The organism is Paenibacillus sp. 1_12 (genome assembly GCF_900114475.1).
Taxonomy (GTDB): domain Bacteria; phylum Bacillota; class Bacilli; order Paenibacillales; family NBRC-103111; genus Paenibacillus_S.
Map to the genome: position 1 here is coordinate 670,152 of NZ_FOTE01000001.1, position 19,834 is coordinate 689,985.

20 protein-coding genes and 1 other annotated feature are annotated in these 19,834 nt (G+C 45.6%); of the genes, 12 read left to right on the forward strand and 8 right to left on the reverse strand.

Features of this window, described 5'->3' with window-relative positions:
• Window positions 1–103 precede the first annotated feature (103 nt).
• The 3 genes from BM210_RS02955 to BM210_RS02965 all read right to left on the reverse strand — a co-directional run bounded on the left by BM210_RS02955 (window position 104) and on the right by BM210_RS02965 (window position 4,474).
• Entirely contained in the window at window positions 104–2,218 is a 2,115-nt protein-coding gene (locus BM210_RS02955) for an ABC transporter ATP-binding protein (RefSeq protein ID WP_091164238.1), read from the reverse strand.
• Window positions 2,215–4,023, reverse strand: a complete 1,809-nt coding sequence (locus tag BM210_RS02960) for an ABC transporter ATP-binding protein (protein ID WP_091164240.1) — start codon at window positions 4,021–4,023, stop codon at window positions 2,215–2,217. Before BM210_RS02960 ends, BM210_RS02955 begins: the two co-directional genes overlap by 4 nt.
• 121 nt (window positions 4,024–4,144) lie before the next feature.
• Window positions 4,145–4,474, reverse strand: coding sequence for a hypothetical protein (locus tag BM210_RS02965; RefSeq protein WP_091164242.1), 330 nt, complete (start codon window positions 4,472–4,474; stop codon window positions 4,145–4,147).
• A gap of 176 nt (window positions 4,475–4,650) precedes the next feature.
• Here BM210_RS02965 and BM210_RS02970 point away from each other — a divergent pair, with 176 nt between their 5' ends.
• Window positions 4,651–5,631, forward strand: a complete 981-nt coding sequence (locus BM210_RS02970; RefSeq protein WP_091164244.1) for a metal-dependent hydrolase — start codon at window positions 4,651–4,653, stop codon at window positions 5,629–5,631.
• Window positions 5,632–5,798: 167 nt separating this feature from the next.
• Here the strand turns inward: BM210_RS02970 and BM210_RS02975 are convergent, their stop codons facing one another.
• Window positions 5,799–6,029: an alpha/beta-type small acid-soluble spore protein gene (locus BM210_RS02975; protein ID WP_076236572.1), complete on the reverse strand. Its 231-nt coding sequence runs from the start codon at window positions 6,027–6,029 to the stop codon at window positions 5,799–5,801.
• A gap of 153 nt (window positions 6,030–6,182) precedes the next feature.
• Here BM210_RS02975 and BM210_RS02980 point away from each other — a divergent pair, with 153 nt between their 5' ends.
• Complete coding sequence (locus BM210_RS02980; RefSeq protein WP_091164721.1) at window positions 6,183–6,362, forward strand: DUF5325 family protein; 180 nt, start codon at window positions 6,183–6,185, stop codon at window positions 6,360–6,362.
• 63 nt (window positions 6,363–6,425) lie between these two features.
• Here BM210_RS02980 and trpS read toward each other — a convergent pair whose 3' ends face one another.
• Complete coding sequence (trpS, locus tag BM210_RS02985; protein ID WP_091164246.1) at window positions 6,426–7,409, reverse strand: tryptophan--tRNA ligase; 984 nt, start codon at window positions 7,407–7,409, stop codon at window positions 6,426–6,428.
• Between the two features lie 65 nt (window positions 7,410–7,474).
• Window positions 7,475–7,751 (reverse strand) — a binding site (T-box leader).
• Between the two features lie 197 nt (window positions 7,752–7,948).
• Between trpS and BM210_RS02990 the strand changes: the two genes are divergently transcribed.
• The 5 genes from BM210_RS02990 to BM210_RS03010 all read left to right on the forward strand — a co-directional run bounded on the left by BM210_RS02990 (window position 7,949) and on the right by BM210_RS03010 (window position 13,053).
• Entirely contained in the window at window positions 7,949–9,112 is a 1,164-nt protein-coding gene (locus tag BM210_RS02990; RefSeq protein WP_256223212.1) for a permease, read from the forward strand.
• A 12-nt stretch (window positions 9,113–9,124) separates the two neighbouring features.
• Entirely contained in the window at window positions 9,125–10,069 is a 945-nt protein-coding gene (locus tag BM210_RS02995) for a TIGR03943 family putative permease subunit (protein WP_091164248.1), read from the forward strand.
• A gap of 131 nt (window positions 10,070–10,200) precedes the next feature.
• A complete protein-coding gene (locus BM210_RS03000; protein WP_091164250.1) occupies window positions 10,201–11,154 on the forward strand; it encodes an aldose 1-epimerase in 954 nt (317 codons plus the stop codon).
• A gap of 169 nt (window positions 11,155–11,323) precedes the next feature.
• Window positions 11,324–12,082 (forward strand): IclR family transcriptional regulator, encoded by a 759-nt coding sequence (locus BM210_RS03005; protein ID WP_091164252.1) that lies wholly within the window; start codon window positions 11,324–11,326, stop codon window positions 12,080–12,082.
• 206 nt (window positions 12,083–12,288) lie between these two features.
• Window positions 12,289–13,053 (forward strand): fumarylacetoacetate hydrolase family protein, encoded by a 765-nt coding sequence (locus BM210_RS03010; RefSeq protein ID WP_091164254.1) that lies wholly within the window; start codon window positions 12,289–12,291, stop codon window positions 13,051–13,053.
• Window positions 13,054–13,183: 130 nt separating this feature from the next.
• Here BM210_RS03010 and BM210_RS03015 read toward each other — a convergent pair whose 3' ends face one another.
• Entirely contained in the window at window positions 13,184–13,735 is a 552-nt protein-coding gene (locus BM210_RS03015; RefSeq protein ID WP_091164255.1) for a DUF420 domain-containing protein, read from the reverse strand.
• 133 nt (window positions 13,736–13,868) lie between these two features.
• Window positions 13,869–14,351, reverse strand: coding sequence for a hypothetical protein (locus BM210_RS03020; RefSeq protein ID WP_256223213.1), 483 nt, complete (start codon window positions 14,349–14,351; stop codon window positions 13,869–13,871).
• Window positions 14,352–14,509: 158 nt separating this feature from the next.
• On the opposite strand from BM210_RS03020, the gene BM210_RS03025 reads away from it, so the two are divergent.
• From BM210_RS03025 to BM210_RS03040, 5 genes are all read left to right on the forward strand, one after another.
• Complete coding sequence (locus BM210_RS03025) at window positions 14,510–15,982, forward strand: stalk domain-containing protein (RefSeq protein WP_091164259.1); 1,473 nt, start codon at window positions 14,510–14,512, stop codon at window positions 15,980–15,982.
• Window positions 15,983–16,053: 71 nt separating this feature from the next.
• Complete coding sequence (locus BM210_RS03030; RefSeq protein ID WP_076236594.1) at window positions 16,054–16,281, forward strand: alpha/beta-type small acid-soluble spore protein; 228 nt, start codon at window positions 16,054–16,056, stop codon at window positions 16,279–16,281.
• 174 nt (window positions 16,282–16,455) lie between these two features.
• A complete protein-coding gene (locus tag BM210_RS03035) occupies window positions 16,456–18,066 on the forward strand; it encodes a catalase (protein WP_091164260.1) in 1,611 nt (536 codons plus the stop codon).
• A 148-nt stretch (window positions 18,067–18,214) separates the two neighbouring features.
• Window positions 18,215–18,331: a sporulation protein YjcZ gene (locus BM210_RS35315; protein ID WP_218184886.1), complete on the forward strand. Its 117-nt coding sequence runs from the start codon at window positions 18,215–18,217 to the stop codon at window positions 18,329–18,331.
• A 191-nt stretch (window positions 18,332–18,522) separates the two neighbouring features.
• Window positions 18,523–19,422, forward strand: coding sequence for an SDR family oxidoreductase (locus BM210_RS03040; protein WP_091164726.1), 900 nt, complete (start codon window positions 18,523–18,525; stop codon window positions 19,420–19,422).
• 93 nt (window positions 19,423–19,515) lie between these two features.
• Here the strand turns inward: BM210_RS03040 and BM210_RS03045 are convergent, their stop codons facing one another.
• Window positions 19,516–19,767, reverse strand: coding sequence for a DUF7667 family protein (locus tag BM210_RS03045; RefSeq protein ID WP_091164261.1), 252 nt, complete (start codon window positions 19,765–19,767; stop codon window positions 19,516–19,518).
• Window positions 19,768–19,834 lie beyond the last annotated feature (67 nt).

A 19,834-nucleotide genomic window follows, 5' to 3' on the forward strand; every position in this document is an offset into this window, starting at 1 on the left:
AGGAGCTGCAGCAGCAGCTCCTTTGTATTTGTATAAAGTCCATTATAAGAACGTATCCAGCGGACAGTTTTGCTCAGGAAAGGTATCCAATACTTAATACCCACTATCTTGCGGTCAGCAAAGGCTTGGTCTCTTTAAATTGAAGCTCATACAAACGGTGATAATAGCCACGCTGCGCCAATAATTGATAATGATTGCCGATTTCCCGCAGCTTACCCTTATGCATCACGATAATTTGATCTGCATGCTGAATCGTGGACAATCGGTGCGCAACAATTACGGTTGTACGGCCAGCAGAAATATTATGCAGTGCATCCTGTACAACCAGCTCAGTCTCCGTATCAATATTGGAGGTTGCCTCGTCGAGGATCAAAATTTGCGGCTTGAAGGCAATAGCCCGAGCGAACGATAACAGCTGCCGCTGTCCGAGCGATAGATTGATACCCCGCTCACCCAATATCGTCTGATAGCCATTAGGCAGAGTTCGAATATAATCATCCATATGAACCATCTTCGCTGCTTGGACAACCTGATCTTCTGTAATATCCTTATTGTTCAAGCGGATGTTGGAAGAAATATCTCCGGTGAACAAAAATACATCCTGCTGTACAATACTAATACAATGACGAAGCTCATCCAACGGGATATCGCGAATGTCAATGCCATCCAGACGAATGCTGCCCTTTTGAATATCGTAGAAACGATTGATGAGCTGAATTATCGAGCTTTTGCCCGCTCCTGTCGCACCTACGAAGGCAATTGTTTGTCCAGGATGAATGGTGAAGCTGACGTCTTTCAGTACCCAATCCTCATTATTGTAGGCGAACCATACATGCTCGAACGTAATTTCACCGCGTACCGATGTCGGCAAGCTAGTAGGTTTCACGGCATCAACGATGGATGGTTTTTCATCCAGCATCTCGAAGATCCGCTCCGCACCTACCATAGCGGTCTGGATTTGGTTGTATTTCTCGGCGAGACTTAACAGCGGCTGGAAGAACTGTCGGACATAATGTGTAAAAGCATACACGATACCAAACGTAATACTGCCGTCGATCACGCTGCCGCCTCCGTACCATAGAAGCAGGGCGATCGATAAGTTGCCCATAAACCCAATGGTGGGCTGAAATATGGAGTTAATTACCGTTCCGCGCATACCCGCACGATAGTAATCATTATTATGTTTATCGAACTGCTCCCCTTGCCGCTCCTCACGGATAAACAGCTGGGTAATGCGGATACCGGACAGGTTCTCCGCCAGAAATGAATTCAGTCTGGACAAAATGACCCGGCTTGTTCGCTGCGCTTCCCTCATCATACGACGGAACCAGAAAGTCATAACAGCCAGCACAGGTATGACGGCAAAGGAAAGCATCGCCAGCTTCATGCTCATCTGCATCATAATCAAGACAATTCCGAGCAATGTAATAACATCTTTAATCAGATTTACGATAACCTGTGAGTAAAGCTGGTTTAATGCCTCCGTATCCTGAGTAACCCTTACTACAAGCCGACCCACTGGATTCCGGTCAAAATAGGACATCGACATCCGGCTCAAATGCTTGAACAGCATATCGCGGATATTAAAAATAATTCGCTGGCCCGTATACTGGAGCAGGTTGCTTTGCAAATAGCTGAGCAAAGCCGCAGCAGTGACCGTGAGCAAAAACAAAACTCCTATTTTGGCAAAGCCGATATAATCCTGCTTGCGGAACAACCCCATCGTAGCTTCATCGAGCAGAACCGCTTCGTGGATTTGGTTTTCGGCCGAAACCTTGACTTTACCGCTTCCATCATCAGGAAGAAGCTTGACTTCACTCTCTTGGGTCGTCTTCCACCCCTCAATCATATAATCCTTATTGTCCACACTTACAATCTGAGCCTTCGCTGCCCCCTGCGGGAAGCTTCCTGCTTCAACCGCTGAAGGCTCCATTCTTACATAATCCCGCCCGTTCCATGTCGTGACAGTATCGAATACCTGCAGTTGCTGCCCTTGTGAACTTTCCATGGATATCATCGGCTTATTTAAACCATTAATATGTCCATCAATCGCTATTTTCATCAAGTAAGGCCTTGCCAAATCGGAGACGACAATCAAAAAAGCAAGTATGATACAAAACACAATCATTTTCCAGTAAGGCTTAGCGTATGACATCAGTCTGGACAAAAGCTGGCTGTCCTTCGTATTCTTGAGATCTTGCTCTGCATGGATATTCATAGGCTGGCCCCTTCCTGTATGGCGGCTTGCAGCCGTTCAATATCCTGTCCATCTTGACGTTCTGCTTCCTGATCAAGCTGCTGCTTATGATGTAAATCCGCATATAGTCCATTGCGACGGAGCAACTGCTCATGCGTACCCCGCTCAACTATTTTCCCATCATCCATGACGACAATCTGATCAGCTCCCTGTACCGACGATATCCGGTGTCCGATAATAATCGTTGTCCGTTTGTTCATCACTGATTTCAAGCCTTCTAGGATCAGATCCTCTGTGATCGTATCGACGGCCGACAAGCTGTCATCGAATATGAGGATCGACGGTTTTTTAATAATCGCCCTAGCGATACTCACCCGCTGACGCTGTCCTCCTGACAGCGAAACGCCACGCTCCCCAAGGGTCGTATCAAACTGATCCGGAAACTCCACAATATTCTCATATACTTGAGCTATCTTGGACGCTTCCACAACCTGCTCGTCCGTGTACGGTTTGGGGTCAAATCCGATATTATCGCGAATTGTCGAGGAAAACAGGAATTGATCCTGCGGTACAATACCGATCTGTCCGCGAAGCGTTGTTAATGGAATTTCATGAATGTCATGGCCATCTATGAACAAGGTCCCCACAGGTGGATTATGCAATCTGACTAATAAATTGGTAAGCGTACTTTTACCGCTTCCGACTCGGCCTACGATGGCGAGACTGCTTCCTTTGGGCACCTTTAATGATATATTTTTCAGCATTGGTCGGTCTTCTTCCTCTGGATAAGCAAAGGTCAAATTACGAAATTCAATTTCACCTTCTATATGCTGAATCTCTTGATTAGCAACCATATCATCAATAACCTGCGGCTGTGTATTAAAAATCTCCATGATGCGGATTTCCGAAGCTTTACCCCGCTGCATCAGGTTCACGACCTTGCCTAAATTCTCAATAGGTCCCATCAGCAGTGAAAGATAGGTGTTGAAGGCTACGAATTGACCGAGCGTAATCACATGATTGAGCACCATCACTCCACCCATTACGACCGATACCAGAAAGCTAAAGCCAACAATACCCGTACTCAAGGAGCCAAATAAAGAGTTCGTCCGGACAAAAACACGGTTCATTTTGACAGCGTGTTCATTATCCTTTTCAAACAGTTTATGCTCCTCCCTTTCTTGGACATAAGCCTTGACGACTCGGATACCTGCTGTAAACTCCTGAACACGACTCGTCAAATCGGAGATCGCGCTTTGCATATCCGCTGATTGCTTTTGAATGCGGCCATTAAACCGATAAGCGAGAATACTAAGCAGCGGCAAAGGAAGCATCGTTACCAGTGTCAACCAAGGATTAACTGTCGTAACCATAGCAACAACCGAGACAACAATCAGCAAAATCGCTTCCATAATATTAAAGTATCCCTGCATCGTTACCTCACGAATCACGCCGACATCACTGATAGCATGTGACATCAGGTCGCCGATTCGCTGATTATTAAAATACTGTGCCGACAGCTTTTCCCAATGCTTGAACAAATCACCACGGACACGTGTCTCCAGCATTCGGGATAAACGGAACAAATAAATACGGCTCGTTGAACGAAAGAAGGCAATTCCAAGTCCAATCACGACCATCCAGACAGCAAATTGAATCGTTTCTTGGACATTTAAAAGCGAGCTCTGCAGCTTATCCGTAAATTGCCCCAAAAGCACAGGTATTAACAATTGCAGCAAGCTTGAAATGGACAATAATGCAAATCCAATCAGGTAGGACCACCGATAATTCTTAATATGATTCCAAAAAATACTTGTTCTCTCCATCTGTATCCCCCCGCGAGTTCCCACCATTATCAGCTACTTTAACCGATCCATTAATTGACTATAGTAAGATTACCGCGATTAATATAAAGTTACCATGGATTTATTGATCTCATATTATGGACTATCTAACTTTTTCAAAATGCCAAATATTTATTTTGGAAACACCCCCTTGAATCCAAGGATCCATCGATTGCCATTCAATCGCGCGATATCGGGCTATCGCCTCGTTCTCCGACCCTGCCAATGAATTCGTGCCACTCCTTCTCATTTGCTTCATTTGCAAATAGGTTTCACGTGACCACCCACTCCAAACCTCGATAAACAAGCCCGGCTGGTCCACACCCTCGAGCAGCTCCAGCTCAGGGCATTTGTCACTGACAATTTGAATCCAATGTGAATAAACTGACCTATGTTGGGGTAATATGTGATATTCAACAAATACTTTAGACATTTTTTTCACCTCTATAGCTTTATTTTAAAGTAAAAAATGATACACTAAAATGAAATTGTGCTTACGAAGTCAGTGTTCCTGAAGGAACACTCGAAGTCAGTTTTGCCTACGCAAAACTCAAGCTTATGCTTACGAAGTCAGTGTTCCTGAAGGAACACTCATAGGAGGAAAACCCCATGGATAGTGGAACACATCTAGTGATCGGATTCGGGTTGGCCGGATTGGCTCATATTGATCCTGTTGTAGCGGCTAATCCTATGCTTTCCACAGCCATTCTTATTGGGACTGTAGTCGGGTCGCAAGCACCCGATATGGACACGCTTTTGCGTTTCAAGAGCAATGCCGCTTACATCAAAAACCACCGCGGACGCTCACACTCCATCCCTGCTGTGCTCATTTGGACGGCTCTTATTACGCTGGTGTTGATGCGTATATTCAATGGCTTGCCCTTAGCACATGTTGCCCTTTGGGTATTCATCGCTGTTGCTTTTCATGTATTTACAGATTTATTCAATACATATGGGACGCAGGCATTCAGGCCATTTACGGAAAAATGGATCGCTTGGAACATTATCCATATATTTGATCCTTTCATTTTCTTCTCTCACATCGTAGCGATTTTAATGTGGGCTGTCCAACTCGCAGCGCCTGAGAAAATTTTTCCTATTTTATATGCGTGTCTAGCAGTGTATTATATATGGAGATCGTGGTGGCATCATCGTTTGGAATCCAATCTGTTTCACAAGGATCCTATTTACGAAATAGGCGATCGGTACATGTTGATTCCATCCTTTAACCTCAATTTTTGGCAGATAGTCAAAACAAAGTCCGATGGACGGTATGTACTAGGCGAATACAAAAACAATCGGATCAAATGGATCGATGAAGTTTCCTGCACCTCACATCCAGCTGTTGAAGCATCCAGGCAGCATAGTGACATCGCCGCGTTTTTATACTTCACTTCGTTCGCCTGCTCAGATTTGCGCAGTCATGACTGGGGCTACGAAGTACGATGGGCCGATGTCCGCTACCGTCACCGCAAGCAGTACCCCTTCGTCGCTGTATTGCTGTTGGACAATGAACTGAAGCCGATTGATTCCTATGTCGGTTGGGTCAACGATACACGCCTGGAGAAGAAGCTGCGGGTTAACACCTGATTTCTTGTTCTTAGCTACTTCTGTATGTTACTCTCACCAGGACTTTATGACTTCTGGGCTGCTGCGGCAGCCCTTTCGTTATGATGTCTCGGCTCACAACTTCTCAAGAAACGATAAAAAGCCCAAGGATACAAGATCCTTGAGCTTCTATTGAAATGAGATACTGACTATGAGCGAGATTGTCCGCCTGCCAAAGATTGCTCTGCAATTTGTACCAGACGGCGAGTAATATGGCCACCAATAGCGCCTGTATCACGAGTTGCCATGTAACCGTAGTAGCCATCCTGAGGAATTTGGATACCCAACTCTTGCGCAACCTCATACTTTAATTGCTCCAGTGCAGAAGATGCCTGCGGTACCACCAATACATTACTGTTACGGGATTGTCCTTGTGCCATGATAATCAGCACTCCTCTCAAATCTGAATGAATAGCTTTGATGTATTTGCAAGCTTGCAAACTTATTATGTGATTTCTAATAAAAAGTATACGCACCTGCTGAAAAATGTTTTTAGATTTTCAAATATTCATAAAAGAGGCGGAATTTTAACCATGAACAAAGGCTTGGCACTCGTTTTTGCTGTAATCGGCACCCTGCTACTAACTGCAATCAGCTACGCTATGAGTACAGGTAACCTCTGGCTTGTAGGATTGTTCTCCATCCTCTCACTCGGATTTATCGGTTTTGGCTTTATTGTGAAGGCCAAATTAAGAAAACGAAATGGCGGCTGAACTTCAGCACCATTTCGTTTTCTTTTTTGAGCTTGCTATGCATAGCGCACCTGCGCAAATTACTTAGAGTACAAGAAATCCCATTTTTTCTTTGGCGACTCGTAATACTTTCTCAGCCTGCTCAGCCGCCCGGTCTGAGCCTTGTCGAAGAATATCATACAGCTCGCCGGATTCGCGAATTTCGCGGTAACGCTGCTGCAGAGGCTCCAACAAAGCAACTACACGCTCAGCCAACTCTTTTTTGAAGGGACCGTAGCCCTGCCCCTCATACATCGCTTCAATCTCGGCTATTGTCAGATCAGAGCAATTCGCATAAATACTCATTAAATTACTGACCTCTGGCTTGGCCTGAGGATCAAATTTCACTTCACGGCCGGAGTCGGTAACCGCTCGGCTGATTTTTTTGCGAATCACATCAGGCGAATCCAATAGAGTAATAAAACTGCCCGCGTTCGGACTGCTTTTACTCATCTTTTTGGATGCATCGTCCAGTGACATAATCCGTGCTCCTACTTGAGGTATATACGGCTCTGGTATTGTGAACGTATCGCCAAAGCGCTGATTAAAGCGCTGGGCCAGATCACGCGTCAGCTCCAAATGCTGCTTCTGATCATCACCAACAGGCACCAAATCCGCATTGTACAGCAGAATGTCTGCAGCCATTAGAGAAGGATACGTAAGCAAACCGGCTCCCACGGAATCCTTGCCTTCCGATTTGTCTTTGAACTGCGTCATCCGCTCCAGCTCACCCATATACGTTAATGTGGTAAACAACCAGCCCAGCTCAGCGTGCTGTCTTACGTGTGACTGCATAAACACCGTGGCCTTCGCCGGATCAATACCCGCCGCGATATACAAAGCCGTCACCGATTCACTTTGCTCCTTTAACGCTGCCGGCTCCTGAGGGACCGTAATTGCATGCAAATCTACTACCATAAAGTAACAATCGTGAGTGTGCTGTAGTGTCACATAATTTTTCAAAGCCCCAATATAGTTGCCCAATGTCAATTGACCGCTGGGCTGCATACCCGATAATACACGTTTCATTTGATTTCCTCCTCCATGAACTGCCTGATTCAACACATATTCCTGAAACGCAAAAAAGCCCCATTGTCAGGGACGGAAAACCGTGGTGCCACCCTATTTCGCTGATGAACGACCAAAGAATCACATTCGTCTCGTCATCAAGCCTTTATCTTCTGTAACGGGAAGTGCCCGGACCAGCGTTGGACTCCGTATGGCACACCCGCATCACACAGGTTTTCCGTCCGAGTCGTTCAGCCGTCAGCTCAAGGATCCATTCAACGCAAGCTATCTACCGGTTCACAGCAGCCACCGGCTTTCTGAAAGATATCACTCTCGTTTACTTGTTCCTGTCATTGCCTGTACCCTCATTTGCTAACCATCAGGAATGCTTTGAAATGAGGCAACATACTTTTGTACAGTATAAGATTTCAGTATGGGAATGTCAACAAGCCTATAATTTATGTAATTATGAAGATTTTTTGTGCGCGGCATGTCCTATATACGTGTATCGCCTCATAAGTTATAATAATAATTACGATTTAGAAAGGGAGATATGTCCATTGCAAACGCCATTACTTCGATGGAGCACCAATGTGCTCACGCTCATTTGCCTGGTTATGCTGTTTCTCATTTTTACGCAAAAACAAACGCCAGATCTCTCCTTCCTGGACAGCACGACCGCGCAAAGCTTCAAGACGATATTTTTAAGTATTATTCTGGAAGCCTTCCCTTTTGTTCTGCTCGGGGTGCTCGTTTCCGGATTACTCCAAATGTTTGTCAGCGAGCAGACGATCCGCCGTATGATCCCCAAAAATCCAGTGCTTGGCATTCTGTTTGCCTGCCTGGTCGGTATTATTTTTCCATTATGTGAATGCGGCATGATTCCGGTTATCCGTCGTTTAATGCGTAAAGGAATGCCTGTGTATGTGGCAATCGTCTTTATACTGGTCGGTCCGATTATCAATCCGGTCGTCTATGCTTCCACGTATATGGCCTTTCGCAGTCGTCCGGAAATCGCATATTCCCGTATGGCATTGGCATTTATTGTGGCACTGGTCATCGGCTTGATCATTTATAAGTTTTTCACAAGCAATCCGCTTCGCGACCTGTCCTACCTGAAAGCTTCTACCGTAACGCATCAGCATGATCATAAGCATAACCATAACCATAATAACCATGAGCATAATCATGAACATGATCGCCACGTCGCCAATTCTAGCCATGCACATAATACTATCCTTCACGACAACAACCATGATCACAGTCATCATGAGCATAATCACGATCATATCCATCCCGTTCCCACAACGATTGTCGGCCGTATTTTCGGTGTGCTGGGTCATGCATCAGACGAGTTTTTTGATATGGGTAAATATTTGTTGTTTGGTGCAATCATAACAGCTATTATTCAGACACTCGTAAACAGGGACAGCCTGGTTTCCATTGGTCAAGGTGAATTCACCTCACATTTGTTTATGATGGCCTTAGGTTTCGTGCTCTCGTTGTGCTCTACATCCGATGCATTTGTCGCTTCATCCTTCACTACAACCTTTTCCACAGGCTCGTTATTAACGTTTCTCGTTTTTGGACCTATGCTGGATATAAAAAGTCTGCTGATGCTGCTGTCTGCATTTCGTACACGCTTTGTTCTGGCTTTATCTGTCCTGATTATCGTTGTTGTGCTTGTATGCTCGCTTATTTTCGAAAAAATCGTATTTCCATAGGAGTGTGCTGTCGTGAGTACAAAGTGGTTAAGCGTGCATCATTTTATTAAAGCGTTGATTCTATTCGGGTTTGCGATGTACATTGCTTATCTAGTCAAAACTGACAACATTTTATATTATATCGCCCCTCGCATGGTGGATTATGTGAAATGGTCCGCCGTTGGCTTCTATGCGATTGCTGTTTATCAAATTTATCAAGCCATTCGCAGTCTCTGGGGCTCAGTCGCTGCATGCGATTGCGATCATGATCATACCCCCTCATCCTCTGTATTGAAAAATACTATGATCTACGGGTTGTTCTGCTTCCCTCTGCTGCTTGGCTTCTTACTTCCTGACACCTCTATGGGAAGCAGTCTTGCTGCTAAAAAAGGGATGAATCTGAGCAGCGCGACAGCTGTCAAGAAGGACACAACGTCAACTCAGGCTGCGACTCCTGCGCCACTTTCACCTCCTGCGGCTGCTCCAGCACCAGATCCAAGTCCTAAACCCAGCACCGCTCCAACCGATAAGCAGGATGAAATGTTCCCATCCGATAAATTCACCAAGCACTATGCCGCTTATGCCAAGGAGTTGTATGGGGAAAGTGTAATTCCGGTCAAAGAGGATTTGTATATGGAAACACTGACTACCGTGGATTTGTACCTCGACAAATTTATCGGCAAAAAAATGCAGCTCACCGGCTTCGTTTACCGTCAGGACGATATGAAAGCCAGTCAATTCGTTGTCGGACGTTTTGCCATTCAGTGCTGCTCCGCCGATGCTGCTCCTTACGGGGTGCTCGTCGATTATGAGCGTGCCCAGCAATTTCCGAGTGATTCGTGGGTAACCGTAACTGGGACGATTCAACAAACCAAATTCAATGACATGGAAATTATGCTTTTAAAGGTCGAAAAAATTACCAAAGCAGAGCCTGCAAAGGCACAATATGTGTATCCGAATTTTGATTTTGGAACTTAAAAACAGCCAACGGGCTTCTTCTTAACTTCATCGTCGCACTTTATGCTACAATATAGCTGCAATAAGGCAGCAATATTTGCCGTCATTACCTGATAATTATTTAAATCCACCCCCAGTAAGGAGCTGATCCAATGATCAAGCAAATCGACTGGCAGGGTACTCCTGCCTATGTACTTGAAAATGAACAACTGATCGTCTCCATCTGTCCCGGAATTGGCAACAATGTGTACAGTATATGGGACAAGAAGCTGCAGCGCGAAATGCTGCGTACCCCTGAAGGTCCAGCTGCCTTGTCCGAGCAGTTCGTTCAATTTGGAACACCGATCCTAATGCCGCCTAACCGTATCGACAAGGGACGGTTTACATTCGAAGGCCGCGACTATCAGTTTGACATCACCCATCCGGCAACAGGCAATCATATTCACGGTCTAGTCCGTCAGCAGCCTTGGGTCGTAAAGCAAGCAGGAGAAAAGGAAAACGGGCAATTATTCATTACATCTTCCATCAATTTGGCTGAGGATGAAAATGTACAGCGCCAATATCCACATGCATTAGAGCTGGAAGTAACCTATGTATTGGATGGCAGCCGACTTACCCAAACGCTCAAGGCTGCGAATACAGGAAATAATACTGCACCATTTGGCTACGGCTTACATACATGGTTCCTGCTAGATGGCAAACCCGAAAGCTGGAAGCTTCAGCTGCCCGTTGAAGGCATCTGGGAGCTGAATGAAGTCAATATCCCTACTGGTCATGTGGGTCCGCTAGGTCGCTATGAAGCACTGATTGAAGGCGAAACGCTAGCAGGCCACAATATGGATACCGTTTTTCAGATTGGCAGCAATCCGTGTACGGCTATCTTATCCAACGATCAGGTAGAAATTCGCTACAGCGGCTCCGAATCATTCAAGCAATGGGTCATTTTCACCAAAGGAGAAGCCCATGACTTTATTTGTCTGGAGCCTTACACTTGGGTTACCAATGCGCCTAATATTGATCAGCCTGCTGAAGTGACAGGGCTACAGGGCATCAAGCCCGGAGCCACGCTGCAATTGGAAGTTACCCTGGAAATTAATCACCGTTAAAGCTGCAACCGTCCAAACCTCCTGAAGCTGTGCAGCAGCTCTGGAGGTTTTGCTGTTTACAGAAAGAACTCCGATTGACTCCTTCATACCCCGATGCTAAGATAGCCTCATACTAACGTAACCTTATGAACTTATTTCCATATACGATATACGCAGGAATGGAGTAATTATGGACAAAAAATATTGGGTACCCGCTCTTGAAAAAGCACATGCCGTCATTCGGCTTGTCGCCGAGGAGCCCTCAAAATTAAAGCTGACCGAGCTATGCAAACGTTTGGAAATCAGCAAAAGCTCTATGTTTTCTTTATTGCAAACGATGGAAGCCTTGCAATGGATTACTCGTGATCGTTCGGATGCTTACACACTAGGTATGCATTTTGGACGAATGGGTCATGCATTTTTTAGTCAGTATGATTTAATCGATGCTTTTCGGGCGGAGGCGCCCGCCTTTATGCATGAAATTAATGAATCCATTCAGCTCGCCAACCGGGATGGCAGCGAGGTCGTATATCTCGCCAAGGAAGCAGCACCGTCACTTGTTCAAATGGTTTCCGGTCCAGGCACCCGGCTGCCTGCTCATGCGACCGGGCTTGGCAAGTTACTGCTATCAGCTCTGGAGGATTCAGAGCTGCAGTTGCTTTATACCGAAGAGAACTTATCCAGCCTGACCCCTTTTACCCTTCGAACCAAACGTGATTTGTTCGAGCAATTGGACCTTATACGCAAGCAAGGTTATGCTATCGATCTGCAGGAAGGTGTGATGGGCTTCAATTGCCTTGCAGCGCCAATCTATCACAGTGGCGGCCATATGATTGCCGCGGTCAGCTTCTCTATGCCTCTACACCACTGGGAGGAAAAACGTGAGAAAGCCCTGATCGGTGTTCTTAATCTGGCTAACAAGCTATCCTTCAGCTCTCCCAAATCATAAACAGACTGTAAGATAGCAAGCCCTTTTGTTCCTTAATTGGAATGGAGGGCTTTCTTTTTTGGACTGCACTGCTTATTTAGGCGTACGCATTTATGCATTGACCGATTTTTTATGAGGTGCTACAATTGGATTATATTTGTTGAACTCAGTTCATTATATTGAACTTTTATTTAAATACCCTATAACCGATAAGGAGTCCATTACCGATGAAATTTGCACGTTTTGCCTTAAAAGCCGACGGTTCCATTAAGCAAGCTGTCCTAAGAGAGCAAACCCTTTACGTTATCGAAGGGGATATGTTCGGTCTTTGGAAATACAAAGGCTCGTCTTACGATCTAAGCGAAGTGACACTGCTTGCCCCCTTAGAACCGCACTCCATCATCGGAGTCGGCAAGAATTACATCGCCGCTGGAGAAACTAAACCTGAGCAGCTGCCGAAGATCCCTGTTTTATTTTATAAGCCTGTTACCTCTGTCATTGGTCCTGAAGCCGATATTGTGATTCCGGCGGGGATCACTGAAGTCAAATTTGAATCCGAGCTGGCCGTAGTCATAGGCAAAGAAGCCTACAACATTCAGGAGCAGGAAGCAATGGATTATGTGTTTGGTTATACCATTGCCAATGATGTGACTGCATCGCAGTTTAATCACCCTGACGGTCATTGGATGGTCAGCAAATCCTTCAATACGTTTACACCACTTGGACCTTTTCTGGAAACCGAGCTGGATCTGCAGCAGGTAAGGGTTCAAGCCCAGCATAAAGGGCAACGTAAGCAGGACAGCGGGCTGGAATTGATGATTCTTTCCATTCCGTTTCTAATTTCCTACTTATCCCGCGTACTGACTTTGCTGCCTGGCGACGTGATTTTATCCGGTTCACCTGCAGGGGCTGACTTTATGTCGGCTGGAGAGTTGATTGAATGCCAGATCGACGGAATCGGTATTTTAAGGAATTCAACGGTAAGCCCATAACCCTTTTGAAACTAGCTGTTCTAACAGAACTACCTAAAGAACCGTCCGGAGATCCGGACGGTTCTTTGTGCTTTCGATCATCTAGACAGGCTGCTGAACAAACGAAGTTGACCAGGCCTGTCCTTTGCTTTTAATAATAAGGGGAAATCAATAAGTACACGATAACACCAGTCAGACTCACATACAACCAGATCGGCATGGTCCAACGGGCAATTTTGCGGTGACGTTCAATTTGCATATTCAATCCGCGTGTTACAGATAAAAGCGCAAGCGGCACATTCACAATCGCCAGGCTCACATGCGTTATTAATATGAAGAAGTACACATAACGCATCACTTCACTGCCACCAAACCGTGCAGGCTCAGTTAGAAAATGATATGTTACATAAGAGATCAAAAAAAGCGTAGTTGATCCAAAGGCCGCCATAATAAAGCTTTTATGCAGCGGAATATTTCTTTTTTTGATAGCAACCAAAGCCAACACCAAAACAATGAACGTGAAGCAATTGAAGATGGCATTCAGTAATGGGAAAATCGTAACATCAAAATCAAGATGCCCGTCATACCCTGGCAAGAAAAACAATAAGGCTATAATCGACACCAGAACAATCGAAAAAATCAGAATAAAAGGTGTATAGTTTCGCTCCTTTACGAGCTTATTGCGATTGTATTCCTCGCTCATTAATGAACCTCCAGCTGCTGTATTTTGGATGAGTGAAACTTATCCAACGCGGTCTAGCTATACCATAAAGGATACGGAAGTCGACAACAAGTAGCTGAGGTTTATTTTTATAACAATATTCCGAACTATTTGATCAAGTCTCCATCTGCTGCAACAGCCGTTCAACTACCTGAACCGTACCCGCATAGTATGGCCGATAATCCAGTCCCTTAATATGGGAAAGAAACTGCTTAGCTATGAAGGCAACCTCAGTCTGATATTGTTGTAATGCAATAATGTAAGAATGATGCTCCCTCGGTTCCCCATGCTCCCTTTCCTCAAGCTCTGTTAGCTCCAGGCTCTGCTCATGGGTATGTCGGACACGGAAGGAAAAAGCCCTGCATTCCGGATCACCGCATCCACAGCAAAAAAATGGCATCCGCTCCCACTCATCCGCCTTCCCCCAGCGGTTTGGCTCCACATCGTGGGTCACACTAAATAATAAAGCCGGAAGCCCTACATCCACACAAAGCGGCTCGTCGATCAGCACTTCCCCATCTATCTTCATCAGCACATCCGCATGAATAATTTGCAAATCGGCATCCCAGGACCAGTTGATACAGCTTAAGGTAAACAAAATACTCCCCCCTACTTCCCCTGTGAATCTGTTTCATGCTTTAATTATAAGGATTCTGCGATGAGATGTATAGAAACATAGACTTGCCCTAAGCGCCCCTTTTCATTGGAAGGTTAGGGCTGCACGATCAATTAAAAGAATGGATAGGTGACTCTACATTGAAACTACAGTTCGGTATGCCATTTTCAAAATATCAGTTTGCTGTCAAATTAGGTCTGGCTTCAACACTGCTATGGGCGGTTGGCGCAGGAAGCCATGTCTTCGCTAATGATCAAGCCATTGTGCATGAGAAACGGAATGTTAAGTACGAAAGCAGTACATACACACTGGAACTTATTCGGATCAACCTGTTGGATCCAAAAATTCAAGTTAAGGCAATAGCAGCAAATCATCAGGTTGGCAGTGTACAGCCCTTCGTCGATATGATGAATGATAACGAGGCTGTAGTCGGTATTAACGGCACTTATTTCGACGCATTTACTGAAGATATCGACTATAGGACCCCTTATGGTATTTTAATGAACAATAATGACCTGTTCTACCGTGGAGATAAAGAGACTTCCATTACAGTTTCCAAAGATAAGGAAGCTTCGATACAACGGCTTTCTGTCAGCAGCTCCGTTCGTGCGGGCAGGCTTGGCTTCCCTTTAATTGCTGTGGACAGCTATCATGGCGATCGCCCCAATAGCGCATGGGTCTTCACAAAGGATTATGGAGATGTCATCGATTACTCAGGCGTTAAAATGGCCATCGCAGCCGATATGAAGGTTACTGCGCTTACTACGGATCCGTTGAATATTCCGGCTGGCGGAAAGGTGCTGCTGCTCTCCTCCGAACAGACACTTGATTCTGCAGCCAAATCAGTCAAAATGGGTGATCTCTTCAGCATGGACCAAACCATTTTGAATCTCGATTCAAAATGGAGTACCCCCATCAACCAGCTGCAGATGGCAATTGGTGCGGGACCGAAGCTGCTTACAGGCGGCAGCGTTGATATTGATGTGGAACGCGATCGTTTTAATGATCCACTTGTCACCTCACAGGCTAATGTTCGCAGCTTTGCGGGAGTGGATGACAACCAACTGCTCGTGGTGGGTACCGTTTCTTATTCCACTCTCGATCAAATGGCCAATGCCTTACTGCAGGCAGGTATCACCGATGCGATTAATTTGGATGGCGGAGCAAGCTCAGCTCTTTACTATCAAGGAAAGCTGCTTCGCAAGCCAGGGCGTCTGTTGAGCAATGCGCTCATCGTCCAACAGACTGACAAGCCTCAGGTACAGCTCAGTGTCAACGGTCAGTTAACTGGAAATCGGGACGGCTATATCGAGCAAGATGTCACGATGGTCCCTTTTCGTGTATTGCTGAATCGCATCCAGGCTGATTACAGCTGGAATCCTGCAGATGCCAGTCTTCATCTTAGTAAAGGACAGCTGAGCGCTGTACTCACACCGGGAAGTACAACAGGTCTCCTGAATGGACAACCCGTCGAGCTTGATGCAGCACCTCAGGTTGTTGATGGGCTAATGTATGTTCCGCTGCGTTTTGTAGCAGAATCACTCGGTGCCGAACTGGAGTGGAACGACAGCTTATATCGAGTCAATATCGTTGTGCCGATTGTAACTCCATAAATTCCCAACTGGATACAGGTGTAGTATTTTACAAATGTCACATACTACCTGTATGAACGGAGGTGATATCAATGGCACAAGGACAATCCAGCAATAGCAATACCTTAGTGGTTCCCCAAGCCTCTCAAGCTTTAGAGCAATTAAAGTACGAAGTGGCTCAAGAATTAGGTATTCAAATTCCTCAGGATGGTTATTACGGTTTCATGGCATCTCGCGACACCGGAGCAATCGGGGGACACATCACGCGCCGTCTGGTTCAAATCGCTGAGCAGCAGCTAGCAGGCAAATTTTCCAGATAATGAGTCGCTCCATATACTTAGATTAAGGTGATTCCTTGAGGAATCGCCTTTTTATTTGGACTGAAAAAAATAGGAATATTTTATGAGGAAACGCGGAAATATATGCTTTGGACAACCTGCTGGCAATAGCTGCCAATGAGTAGCATCATTCTATTAAATTATGGGGGGATAAGCATGACAAATGATCCGTCTTATCGTGATCGTGAAAATCAGAAAGCGAATACCGAAGACAATAATACACTGACAAACCGACAAGGTCATCCTGTTACCAATAATCAAAACATAAGAACGGTAGGAAATCGGGGTCCAGCCACTTTAGAAAATTACGATTTCGTAGAAAAAATCAGCCACTTTGATCGAGAGCGGATTCCAGAACGTGTTGTTCATGCACGCGGTGCTGGAGCACATGGTTATTTTGAAGCCTATGGTACAGTAGGAGATGAGCCTGTATCGAAATATACGCGCGCTAAATTGTTTCAGGAAAAAGGCAAACAGACCCCTGTTTTCGTCCGTTTCTCTTCCGTAATCCATGGCGGCCACTCCCCGGAAACTTTGCGTGATCCCCGTGGGTTTGCTGTGAAATTTTATACGGAGGATGGAAATTGGGATTTGGTTGGAAACAATCTGAAGATTTTCTTTATCCGCGATGCGATTAAATTCCCTGACATGATTCACGCGTTTAAGCCTGATCCTGTAACGAACATTCAAGACGCGGAACGTTTTTTCGACTTTTGTGCCAGCTCTCCTGAAACATTCCATATGGTTACCTTTGTTTATTCGCCTTGGGGCATTCCAGCGAACTACCGCATGATGCAGGGCTCTGGCGTTAATACATATAAATGGGTGAACCATGCAGGTGAAGCAGTCCTGGTTAAATATCATTGGGAGCCGAAGCAGGGCATCAAAAATTTAACGCAAAAAGAAGCTAGCGAGATTCAGGGAACCAATTTCAATCACGCAACCCAGGACTTACATCAAGCTATAGAACGCAGTGAATATCCGGAATGGGAGCTGCTCGTCCAAATTATCAGTGACGATGAGCATCCTGAGTTGGATTTCGACCCCCTGGATGATACCAAGCTGTGGCCCGAAGATCAGTTCCCATGGCGGCCAGTTGGCAAAATGATTTTAAACCGAAATCCGGTCAATTATTTTACGGAAGTGGAGCAGGTAGCCTTCGGTACAGGAGTTCTGGTCGATGGACTCGATTTCTCAGATGACAAAATGCTTCAAGGTCGAACATTTTCTTATTCAGATACACAGCGTCATCGGGTAGGCGCAAACTATTTGCAATTGCCTATTAACGCTCCCAAAAAACGGGTTGCAACCAATCAAAGCGGCGGTCAAATGGAATATTATGTGGATCGATCACCAAGCCACAACCCTCATATCAACTACGAGCCTTCCCTTCTGGGCGGATTGGTTGAAGCACAACAATCGGGGAAGGAATATACGCCACTCATTGAAGGGAGACTGGTACGCGAATCCATTGACCGATCTAACAATACACAACAAGCGGGTGATACGTATCGACGTTTCCAGGATTGGGAGCGTGATGAATTAATATTGAATCTTGTTAACGATCTTTCGCGTTGTGATGTACGAATCCGTGATGCCATGGTGGCTCTTGCAGCTGAAGCAGACGAAGAATACGGACGTCGATTAAGGGAAGGTCTGCAAAACTCGTCCAAAGGCGGATCCAGCCAAAAACCGCTTGGCAACAAAAACGGCGATCAGGCACCTGATCAAGCTGTAAACATAAGTCACAAGGCAAAGCCTTATTAAGTCTCGTAATATTACTTAGGGCAGCTGGATACACAGCTTGTTTGAGCGCATCGCGGATTCTCCTTTAAAAAAAGTCTAGTTATCCGTCCAATCACATGGCACATGAACTACATATCATAACCCATGCAAGGCGGAAGGAGGGATAAACATGGGTGCTCTCGGAGTTGGTGGCAGTTGTGCAGGTTATGGTCTTGGCACTAGTACAGGTGCGATTCTTGTACTGTTTATTTTGTTAGTAATCATTACTGGAGCTTTTCTTTATTAGAATGGTCAGACCGCCTTCAGATTGATTGGAGGCGGTATTTTATTGCAATAATGCATAGCTATCATTTAAAAATCATTCAGCTTGAATCCCCTAATTGTATGAATTTACATATAAATTGCTTCCTAATTGGTACCCATCTGGAACTGGGCGAATATCCTGCTTTTAACCATAAGAGCAATGGAGGTTCGGTTATGATTCCCATGTATCCTTATTACAGCTATGAGACACGTTGCAAACTGGTGCCCATCACATTTCCACCGCAGCATCAGGACGTACAGCCCGGGTTGGAGTATGTAATGAACCCGATTCCAATATCCGACAACCCCGAATACAGGGGAAGCGGCAAATTGGCGGGTAAAATCGCCATTATAACTGGAGGCGACAGCGGGATCGGACGTGCCGTTGCCATAGGCTTCGCCAAAGAAGGGGCGGATATGGCGATCGTCTATCTGTATGAGCGTGAGGATGCTGAAGCAACCAAACAGATGGTTGAGCGTTACGGACGTCGCTGTTTGCTGATCGAGGGAGATTTGCGTAAGCCTGCTTTTTCCACCGAAGTTGTGAAAAGGACACTCGAATGCTTTGGGAAGCTGGACGTGCTTATTTTGAACCAAGGTGTCCAGTTTCCACAAGAGAGCATATTGGACATATCCGACGAACAGCTCGAGAATACGTATCGAACCAACATTTTCCCCCATTTCTACATGACGAAGGCCACACTTCCTCACCTGAAGCAAGGCAGCTCCATCGTATCGACAGCATCCGTAACTGCTTATGCAGGTGCCCCGCTGCTTGTCGATTATTCTTCAACAAAAGGTGCCATAGTATCATTTACCCGTTCGCTATCACTCCAATTGGTAAGCAAGGGAATCCGGGTCAACGCTGTTGCGCCTGGGCCGATTTGGACCCCTCTCATCGTATCCAGCTATTCGGCTGAATATGTAAAAACGTTCGGCTTAGAAACACCGATGAAACGCGCCGGACAGCCATTCGAACTTGCGCCGACCTACATTTATTTGGCGTCCAACGATTCTTCCTTCGTAACGGGACAGGTGCTTCACGTCAACGGTGGCATTATTACAGAAACATGATAGGGCACAGACATCAGACAGAACATATAATAATTGGATTTCAAAGCAACGTTCGTTCAAAGCCTATCAATCATACGAAAACAAGCCGTGGGATTATCTCCCCGGCTTTTTATCTTGTCCCAGCTGTAGCGATTCGATCTCTTGACATATTTCATGCTGCCATTCAACATCTGCTGTTATCGATGCCATCAGCGAAATATTTTCCAAGTACGCCATATCCCAGCAAAGCTTGGCATTGAGCTTTAGGCACTGGTCCATCTCAGTCTTTTCATTGTCCGTAAGTTGTCGTCGCTGCATTACAGTCCACAACTCTGCAAGCCTCTGATACATAGGCAAGAACGCCATAGCTGCCACCACCCTATATCCGCCAGTATAGCCAAGTTGTTAACGAACCCATACGCTTATTCAAATT